8 protein-coding genes are annotated in these 8373 nt (G+C 73.7%); 4 read left to right on the forward strand and 4 right to left on the reverse strand.

Annotated features, from left to right (window positions below; genetic code table 11):
* Positions 1-156: 156 nt before the first annotated feature.
* Positions 157-852 carry a nucleoside/nucleotide kinase family protein gene (locus tag AVP42_RS14725; RefSeq protein ID WP_067950372.1) on the reverse strand — a complete coding sequence of 232 codons (696 nt, stop codon included), beginning with the start codon at positions 850-852 and terminating at the stop codon, positions 157-159.
* A 283-nt stretch (positions 853-1135) separates the two neighbouring features.
* Between AVP42_RS14725 and AVP42_RS14730 the strand changes: the two genes are divergently transcribed.
* Entirely contained in the window at positions 1136-3445 is a 2310-nt protein-coding gene (locus AVP42_RS14730; RefSeq protein WP_231878654.1) for an immune inhibitor A domain-containing protein, read from the forward strand.
* A gap of 121 nt (positions 3446-3566) precedes the next feature.
* Here AVP42_RS14730 and AVP42_RS14735 read toward each other — a convergent pair whose 3' ends face one another.
* Positions 3567-3785, reverse strand: coding sequence for a hypothetical protein (locus tag AVP42_RS14735; RefSeq protein WP_067950374.1), 219 nt, complete (start codon positions 3783-3785; stop codon positions 3567-3569).
* Positions 3786-3990: 205 nt separating this feature from the next.
* Between AVP42_RS14735 and AVP42_RS14740 the strand changes: the two genes are divergently transcribed.
* The 3 genes from AVP42_RS14740 (at position 3991) to AVP42_RS14750 (ending at position 6550) form a co-directional block, all read left to right on the forward strand.
* Positions 3991-5040, forward strand: a complete 1050-nt coding sequence (locus tag AVP42_RS14740; protein WP_067950376.1) for a DUF389 domain-containing protein — start codon at positions 3991-3993, stop codon at positions 5038-5040.
* 32 nt (positions 5041-5072) lie between these two features.
* Positions 5073-5963 (forward strand): bifunctional helix-turn-helix transcriptional regulator/GNAT family N-acetyltransferase, encoded by an 891-nt coding sequence (locus tag AVP42_RS14745; protein WP_067950378.1) that lies wholly within the window; start codon positions 5073-5075, stop codon positions 5961-5963.
* Positions 5964-6097: 134 nt separating this feature from the next.
* A complete protein-coding gene (locus AVP42_RS14750) occupies positions 6098-6550 on the forward strand; it encodes a hypothetical protein (protein ID WP_067950380.1) in 453 nt (150 codons plus the stop codon).
* 60 nt (positions 6551-6610) lie between these two features.
* Here the strand turns inward: AVP42_RS14750 and AVP42_RS14755 are convergent, their stop codons facing one another.
* Both AVP42_RS14755 and AVP42_RS16780 read right to left on the reverse strand, forming a co-directional pair.
* The gene (locus AVP42_RS14755) at positions 6611-8113 is read right to left on the reverse strand and encodes a DUF3482 domain-containing protein (protein WP_067950382.1); all 1503 of its coding nucleotides are present in this window, start codon (positions 8111-8113) and stop codon (positions 6611-6613) included.
* On the reverse strand, positions 8110-8373 hold a 264-nt coding region (locus AVP42_RS16780), incomplete at its 5' end, for a hypothetical protein (protein WP_197467042.1). The genes AVP42_RS14755 and AVP42_RS16780, both read right to left, overlap by 4 nt.

Here is an 8373-nt window from a genome sequence, read left to right on the forward strand (position 1 = left end):
CGCGTCGGCGCGGGCGCCGGTCAGGCCCTCGAGCCGGGCGCGCCAGTCCGTGCCGTCGGTCGCGCCGGCGACCGTCGCGCCGCGCGCACCGGACGCGGGCGACTCGGGTTCGGGCATGCACCCATGCTCGCACCCGCCGCCGACGCCGGGCGCGCGTCAGCCGCTGACCGCGACGTCCCAGGTCGCGCCGGAGACCACCACGTCGGCGCGCGCGACCGTCGGCTCGATGATCCGGGCGTTCACGCCGTCGACCTCGACCGCCCAGGCGCGGGCCGCCTCGGGGGTCCGGCCGAACTCGGTGTGGCGGGCGACGAGCCGGCGGAGCCGGTCCTCCTCGGTCGCCTCGACGAACCACGCCTCGTCCACGAGCTCGTCGACCTGCCGCCACGGCTCCTCGTCGACGAGCAGGTAGTTGCCCTCCACGACCACGATGCGCGCGTCGGGTTCGATCGCGATCTCGGCCGCGACGGGCTCGTCGATGCGGCGGTCGAAGCCCGGCGCGTAGACGACGTGGTCGGTCTCCGACCGCACCCGCGCGAGCAGCGCCGCGAAGCCCCATCCGTCGAACGTGTCGATGGCGCCCTTGCGGTCGCGCCGGCCGAGCCGGTCGAGGGTCGCGTTGGCGAGGTGGAACCCGTCCATCGGCAGGTGCACCGCCAGCCCCGCGCCATCCGTGTCGTTCAACCGGGCGACGAGCGCATCGGCCAGCGTCGACTTGCCCGCCCCGGGACTGCCCGTGATGCCGATCACGACGCGATGGGCGGATGCCGCGGCGAGCGCGTCGCGCGCCAGTTCGGCGAGCGCCCCGAGGGCGACCGAGGCGTGCGACGGGACGGCGTCCGGCGAGTCCATGCTCCCCAGCATGGGGCACGGTCGCGCGCGGCGCGAGGGGGTGGCGCTGCCCGGATTCCACCGGGGGGACGCAACACGCCGCGCCGGCCCGACGGGCCGCGGCGTGTTGCGTCCCCTCGCGGGAACACGGGCGGCAGGCGCGGGGCCCGGAGTGCGGCATCCGTTTAGCTCGAATGCCGAGGTTAAGTCAAGACCCTTGAAACGCTTCTCCTCGGACGGGGGTGCGTGTTAGCTTCCCTTCACCTTTGCCCGGACCACCGGGCGATTCCCTGAAGGAGAGCACGTGAGAACACGCACGCGCGGACTGCTCGCTGCCGTCGCAGCGAGCGCGACGATGGTCGCCGGAGCCGCGTTCGGCCCCGCCGCCCTCGCCGCACCCGCGAAGGACCCGAACACCGCGCCGGCGACCGCCGCCGCGGCACGACCCGACAACCGCCCCGGCCCCCTGACCGAGCGGCAGAACGAGCGGCGCAAGGCCGCGCAGGAGCTCATCCTGTCGGGTCAGGCGTCCCCCGGCGAGGACGGCGTCGTCCAGCTGGCCGAGGACAAGTACTACCAGGCCGCCGTCACCGGCACCGGCCGCCTCTTCACGATCCTCGCCGAGTTCGGCGAGCAGGGCAGCGGCAAGCTCGGCACCGTCCCCGGCCCGCTGCACAACCAGATCGCGAAGCCCGACCCGGCGAAGAACAACAGCACGTTCTGGACCCAGGACTTCAGCACCGAGTACTACGAGGAGCTCTTCTTCGGCGAGGGCGAGTCGTTCGCCGACTTCTACTCCAAGCAGTCCGCGGGCAACTACACCGTCGACGGCGCGGTCAGCGAGTGGGTCAAGGTGCCCGGCAACGCGTCGACCTACGGCGACAACTCCGTCGAGGACTACGGCGGGGCGTGGCAGTTCGTCGAGGACTCCGGCAACGCCTGGTACCAGGCGCAGCGCGCCAAGGGCAAGACGGTCGAGCAGATCCGCGCCGAGCTCGCCGAGTTCGACGTCTGGGACCGCTACGACTACGACGGCGACGGCGACTTCGACGAGCCCGACGGGTACCTCGACCACTTCCAGGCCGTGCACGCCGGCGAGGGCGAGGACGCCGGCGGCGGCGCCCAGGGCGAGGACGCCATCTGGTCGCACCGCTGGTACGTCAACTCGACCGACTTCGGCAAGACCGGACCCACGGTCGACGGCACCCAGGTGAAGTTCGGCGGCGCGCAGATCGGCGACACCGGCATCTGGATCGGCGACTACACGACCGAGCCCGAGAACGGCGGCCTCGGCGTCTTCGCGCACGAGTACGCGCACGACCTCGGCCTGCCCGACTTCTACGACACCGCGGGCGGCGAGAACTCGACCGGGTTCTGGACCCTCATGTCGAGCGGCTCGTGGCTCGGCGACGGCGACGGCTCCATCGGCAACAAGCCCAACTACATGGGCCCGTGGGAGAAGCTGCAGCTCGGCTGGCTCGACTACGCCGTGGTCTCGCCGGGCGAGTCCGGCGAGTTCACCCTGAGCCCCGCCGCCCGGCAGGTCGACGGCCAGGAGCAGGCGCTCGTGGTCGACGTCCCCGACGCGGGCATCACCACCGAGTACACCACGCCCGCCTCGGGCTCGTACGCCTGGTGGTCGGGCAGCGCCGACGACCTGAACACCACGCTCACGCGCAGCCTCGATCTCACCGGCATCCGCTCGGCGACGGTCACCGCGAAGGCGTGGTATGACATCGAGGCCGGCTACGACTACCTGTACGCCGAGTACCGTCCGGCGGGCACCACCGACTGGATCCGCATCGGCAAGCCCATCGACGGCTCGACGAGCGGCAAGTGGTCGAGCCTGCGGCTCACCGTGCCCGGTGGCGGGAAGGTCGACTTCCGGTTCCGCTACCAGACCGACGGCGGCGTGCACTACGCCGGTGCGTTCCTCGACGACATCGTCGTGAGGAACGGCGGCACCACGCTGTTCGCCGATGACGTCGAGTCGGGCGACAACGGCTGGACCGCGAACGGGTTCACGCGCAGCACCGGCACCGAGACGAGCGAGGGCGACCGCTACTACCTCGTCGAGAACCGCACCTACGTCGACTACGACACCACGCTGCAGACGGGCCCGTACCAGTTCAGCTACGGACTCACCGCGCCCGACAAGGTCGAGCACTTCCCGTTCGCCGACGGCATGCTCGTGTGGGCGGTCGACGAGGCGTACAGCGACAACAACACCATCGAGCACCCGGGCCACGGCCTGGCGCTGCCGGTGGACGCCCGACCGGCGAAGTTCACCTACGCCGACGGCACCGCGCCGAGCAACCGGCGCCAGCCGCTCGACGCCACCTTCGGCCTGCAGGACGCCGACGACGTGGTGCTCCACAAGGAGGTCACGGTCGGGAAGGGCAAGTCGCAGACCGTGCAGCAGGTCGGCGCCGCGGCGCCGAACGACCGGCAGACGGCGACGTTCACCGACCGCGTGGTCGACGCGTACTTCCACGCGTCGAACCCGCTCGGCGGCGTGAAGGTCGCCGGGCACGGCGTCGACGTCACGGTGCTCACGCAGGAGACCGGCGGCGTCATGACGGTGCGCGTCACCAACCCGGCGGTCCAGCCGTAGGGCCGGCGACCGGCGTCAGCGGATGACGCGGCGGGCCCGCTCCACTCGGAGCGGGCCCGCTTCGCGTTGGGGGCCGTGGCGCGTCGCGTTCGCGGCGGTGCCGCGTCGCGTGCGCGGTCGCTCAGTGCGACAGGCGGTGGGCCCGGGAGTGCTGCAGCGTGGCGGCCTCGACGACCGCGTGCCAGATCCGCTGCGGGAGCGACGCCGTGGATCCGGTCGCGGTGGTGCGCTCCTCGGCGCGGCGCTCGGCGGCGATGCGTCGGTACTCGTTGACGCGCTCGGCGTGCCGGGCGTCGGCGGCCTGCGTCGACTGGGCCAGGTGGTGGTTCGCGAGGTCCATGGTCTCGATCCCTCCGGTGGTCGGATGCTGCGGGATAGGGCCCGTCGGTGGTGGATACGTCGAGGGTCGCGCGATCCCGCGGTCGCGGCATCCGTGGTGACCCGAGACCCGGGCGGGTGGGGGCCCTGAGTCCCGTGGCATCCGTTCGGCTCGGTCGTACGCTCGGCACCAGGGCCGGACCCGCGCGGCCCGCCGAGGAGGGGCCATGTCGCAGCCGTCGCACCCGCAGCCGTCGTACCCACCGCCGCCGTCCGATGCCCTGAACACGATCGAGCACATGCGGGAGTCGGTGTTCTTCGAGGACCCGCACCGGCGCCGCAAGCTCCAGCGCTTCTGGATGCTCCTCGCGCTCTCGTCGGTGATCGCCGCGGCCGGCGTCGTCGCCGACTCGACGGCGACGGTGATCGGCGCGATGATCGTCGCCCCGATGATGCTGCCCATCCAGGGCACGATGCTCGCGACCGTGCTCGGCGACCGGCGCAACCTCACCCGCTCGCTGCTGCTGATGATCGCGGGGGCCGCGGCGGCCATCGCGATCGGCTGGCTCGTGGGCATGCTCGCCCTCAGCCCGATCACCGAGGAGACGAACAGCCAGGTCGCGGGCCGCGCGAGCCCGGGCCTCATCGACCTGCTCGCCGCCCTCGCGACGGGCGCGGTCGGCTCGATCGCGCTCGTGCGCAAGGACATCTCCGACACCCTGCCGGGCGTCGCGATCGCGATCTCGCTCGTGCCGCCGCTCGTCGTGGTCGGCATCGCCGCCGAGTCCGGCGACTGGGGCAGCTCGATCGGTTCGCTCCTGCTGTTCACCGCGAACGTCGCGGCGATCCTCGGCACCGGGGTGGTGATCATGGCGGTGTACCGGGTTCCGCGGTGGGGTCGGCTGGATGCGACGCCCCTCCCGCCGGGCGTCAAGGCGGTGAACCGGCGGCGGTCCAACCTGGCGATCGCGGGCGTGCTGGTGCTCGTTGCCCTGCCGCTCGGGTTCTCGACGCTCGTCACGACGACGCTGAACACGCAGCAGAACGGCATCACGCGTGCGGCCGACGCGTGGGCGGCCGACGAGCAGCTCGACGTCATCTCGGTCGAGTACGTCTCGGCGCTGACGTACGTCGTGCGCATCACGGGCGGCGATGCGGCACCGGATGTCGCACCCTTCGCCGAGCGGCTGCAGACGGCCGGCATCGACCCGGCGAGCGTCGACGTCGAGTGGATCCCCTCGGTCCGGGTCAACGCCGGCTCGGGCGACGGCAGTTGAACGTCGGCATCCCTCTGACTAAAGTCAGAGATATGGACGGCATCACCCGGGTCCGCGAGTTCAACCGCACCGTGACCGAGCGCATCGGCGCGCTCGACGACCACTACCTCGCCCGCGGCCGACCCCTCGGGCAGTCCCGCCTGCTCTGGGAGATCGGCGCGGCCGGGCCGGAGGGCGCCGAGCTCCGCGACCTCCGCGAGCGGCTCGGGCTCGACTCCGGGTACCTCAGCCGGCAGCTCCGGGCGCTCGAGGCCGACGGGCTCGTGCGGGTCGAGCCCGCCGCCGACGACTCGCGTGTCCGCGTCGTGCGGCTCACCGAGCTCGGCCGCGCCGAGCGGGCCGAACTCGACCGCGGATCCGACGACCTCGCCCGCGGCATCCTCGACCCCCTCACCGACCGGCAGCGCACCCGGCTGCTCGACGCGATGGACGAGGTGCGACGCCTCATGACGGCGTCGGCCGTCGAGGTGCGCGTCGTCGACCCCGCCGAGCCGGCCGCGCGAGCCAGCATCGACGCGTACTTCGCCGAGCTCGCGACACGGTTCGACGTCGGGTTCGACCCCGGGCAGTCGCGGCCCACGAGCGACGACGAGTTCCGCGAGCCGCAGGGCGCGTTCCTCGTCGCGTTCCTGCACGGCACCGCGGTCGGATGCGTCGGCGTGAAGCGGCGCGACGGCGACGAGTACGCCGAGATCAAGCGACTCTGGGTCTCGCCCGACGCGCGCGGCATCGGGCTCGGGGCACGGCTGCTGCGCGAGGTCGAGGCGGCCGCTCGGCGGCTGGGCGCGGCATCCGTTCGCCTCGACACGAACCGCACGCTCACCGAGGCGATCGCGCTGTACCGCGCGAACGGGTACGTCGAGATCGACGACTTCAACGGCGAGCGCTACGCCGACTTCTGGTTCGAGAATCCGCTCGACTGACCCGCGCGGGTTCGCGCGCGCCGCGATGCATGAGAATCCGGGTCACGGATGCCACTGGGGCGCGGTGATGCGGATTCTCCTGCATTCGCGCAGGCCGCGGCTGCGGTGCAGCGGCCGCCTGCGAGACTGGGGCGATGCCCCGCCGAAGCCGCCCTGCCGGCCGTCCCGCCGCCCGTCCCTCGGCCGTCCGCACGGTCGCGCGCTGGCTGCTCGCGGGCCTGCTCGTCTTCGCCGGGGTCTCGCACCTGAGCTGGGGGCGCCGCGGGTTCCGCATCGCGGTGCCCGATTGGGTGGCATCCGACCGCGCGGGGAAGGACGTCGTGGTGGTCACGTCGGGGATCGCGGAGATCCTGCTGGGCACCGCGACCGCCGTCGCCCCGGCGCGCGAGCGGGGCAGGGTGGGCGCCGCAGTCGCCGCGTTCTTCGTCGCCGTGTTCCCGGGCAACGTGCACCACTGGCGCACCGGGCGGCCGGTGCCGTTCATGCGGACCGACCGGGCGCGGTTCCTGCGACTGTTCCTGCAGCCGGTGCTCGTCGCCTGGGCGCTGTGGAGCACCGGCCCGGCGGCATCCCGTCGCGCATCCTGAGCACCCCGCGCGTCGACGGATGCCGCGGCTCGCGGCCGGCGGACGCCGCCCCGGGGCCGCTCAGCCCCGGAACTCGACCTCGCGGAGCGCCCCCGGGTAGAGGCGGTCGAGCAGGCCGAGCGCGAGCGATCGGAGCACCGCTTCGAGCTCCTGCCGCATCCGCTCGTCGTCGCCGCGCGACCCGGGCGACTCGCGCGTCTGCGCCCACACGACCGCGAGCCGCTCCTGCTCGGCGACGACGGCCTCGACGACGAGCTCGCGCCAGAACGGCGGGTACTCCCCCTCCGTCCAGGCGCCGCGCCCGCGGCCGTAGTGCGCGACGGCGAGGTACCGCAGCAGCGACGAGGTCACGAGTCCGTCGAGGAACGCGTCCTCCCAGCGGAGGCTCGCGTCGCTGCGACCCCGGTACACGTTCACGCCGCGTGCGAGACCCGCGCCGCCGAGCGCCCCGACGATCGCGCCCGCGACCATGCCCGCGCCGAACGTGAGTCCGCCCGCGGCGAGGTCGGCGCCGAGCCCGGTGAGCGCCCCGGAGACCACGCCGCCGAGCGCGGCCGTCCGGCCCTCGTCGAGCGGCGCATCGACGTGCACGTCGTCGGCGACGCGCTCGAGCACCGCGTCGGTCGCGCGCCCCTCGAGCCGGTGGATGGCGATGAGCTCGTCGGTGCTCGCCCGAAGGTCGTCGCGCAGTCGGGCCGACATCCGCTCCGCGGCATCCGCTCGCGCCTGCGACCGAGCCGGGTTCGGCAACCCGAACGATCCGCCGACGCGCGACGAGAGCGGCTCGGCCGGCAGCACGACCCGGTCGGCCGCCGCCCGCTCGATGGGCCCCGCGAGCGCCGCCATGGACCGCTCGAACTCGTCCATGCGCTGGTCGCGCCACGCGGCGGCGAGGCGCCCGAACGCCGCCTGCGAGCCATCGGGGACGAGGTCGTCGATCGCGTCGAACAGCGTGAACTCCTGCACCCAGCACCGGGCGAACGCGTCGAGGGCGAGCACGCCGCGCACGTGCGGCCGGTCGGCGAGCGCGGCCTGCCAGCGCGCGGCATCCGCGGCTTCGACCGCCGGTTCGCGGGGCGGGCCGGTCTGGTTGAGCAGCACCAGCACGGGCTTGCCGATCCACTCGAGCACCTCGAGCTCGGGGCCGAGGTAGCCGGCGTCGTCGGGCTCCTCGGCCGCGTTCACCAGGTAGAGCACGACGTCGGCCTGCTCGGCGACGTTGCGCACCGCGAGCTGGCTGAGCCACAGGGCGCGGTCGCGGTAGCGGTCCCACACCTGCGACAGGAACCAGCCGATCGGGTTGCGATCCTGCCGCAGCCGCCGCACGAGGCGCACGCTGTCGCCGAAGCCGGGCGTGTCCCACAGGGTGAGCAGGTCGCCGTACGTGGTCTGCACGAGCGGATACGGGGTCGCCTCGGCGGTCACGTGCGGGGCGTCGCGCACCTCGCCGACGTCGCGGCCGAGGAGCGTGCGCGCGAGCGTGGTCTTGCCGGCGTTCGTGTGCGAGATGAGCGAGAGCGACACGGCGCCCGCGTCGCGGCCCGGCACGTCGGCGGCGGTCATCGCCGGCTCCGCCCGTCGGGGCGGGGTGCGTCGACGGATGCCGCCTCCGCGAGCTGCGCGGCCGCCCGCTCGGGATCGGGGTCGGCGAGGTCGACGAACAGGGCGGTGCCGCCGTGCGCCTCGACGAGCTCGCGCCAGGCGGCGCGGCGCGCCTCGCGGCGGGCGTGGTCGTCGGGCCAGCGGGTGAGGAACGGGGACTCGTCGATGAGGGCGACGGTGGTGGCGCCGGGGTCGGTGGGGCGGGCGGCGGCCGAGCGGGC

The sequence above is a fragment of the Agromyces sp. NDB4Y10 genome (assembly GCF_001620055.1).
GTDB classification, from domain to species: domain Bacteria; phylum Actinomycetota; class Actinomycetes; order Actinomycetales; family Microbacteriaceae; genus Agromyces; species Agromyces indicus.

Bases quoted from the DNA above. Each gene is read 5' to 3' on its own strand.
- AVP42_RS14745 (WP_067950378.1), top strand. From the start codon at position 5,073: ATGGACGGCATCACCCGGGTCCGCGAGTTCAACCGCACCGTGACCGAG.
- AVP42_RS14725 (WP_067950372.1), bottom strand. From the start codon at position 852: ATGGACTCGCCGGACGCCGTCCCGTCGCACGCCTCGGTCGCCCTCGGG.
- AVP42_RS14750 (WP_067950380.1), top strand. From the start codon at position 6,098: ATGCCCCGCCGAAGCCGCCCTGCCGGCCGTCCCGCCGCCCGTCCCTCG.
- AVP42_RS14740 (WP_067950376.1), top strand. From the start codon at position 3,991: ATGTCGCAGCCGTCGCACCCGCAGCCGTCGTACCCACCGCCGCCGTCC.
- AVP42_RS14735 (WP_067950374.1), bottom strand. From the start codon at position 3,785: ATGGACCTCGCGAACCACCACCTGGCCCAGTCGACGCAGGCCGCCGAC.
- AVP42_RS14755 (WP_067950382.1), bottom strand. From the start codon at position 8,113: ATGACCGCCGCCGACGTGCCGGGCCGCGACGCGGGCGCCGTGTCGCTC.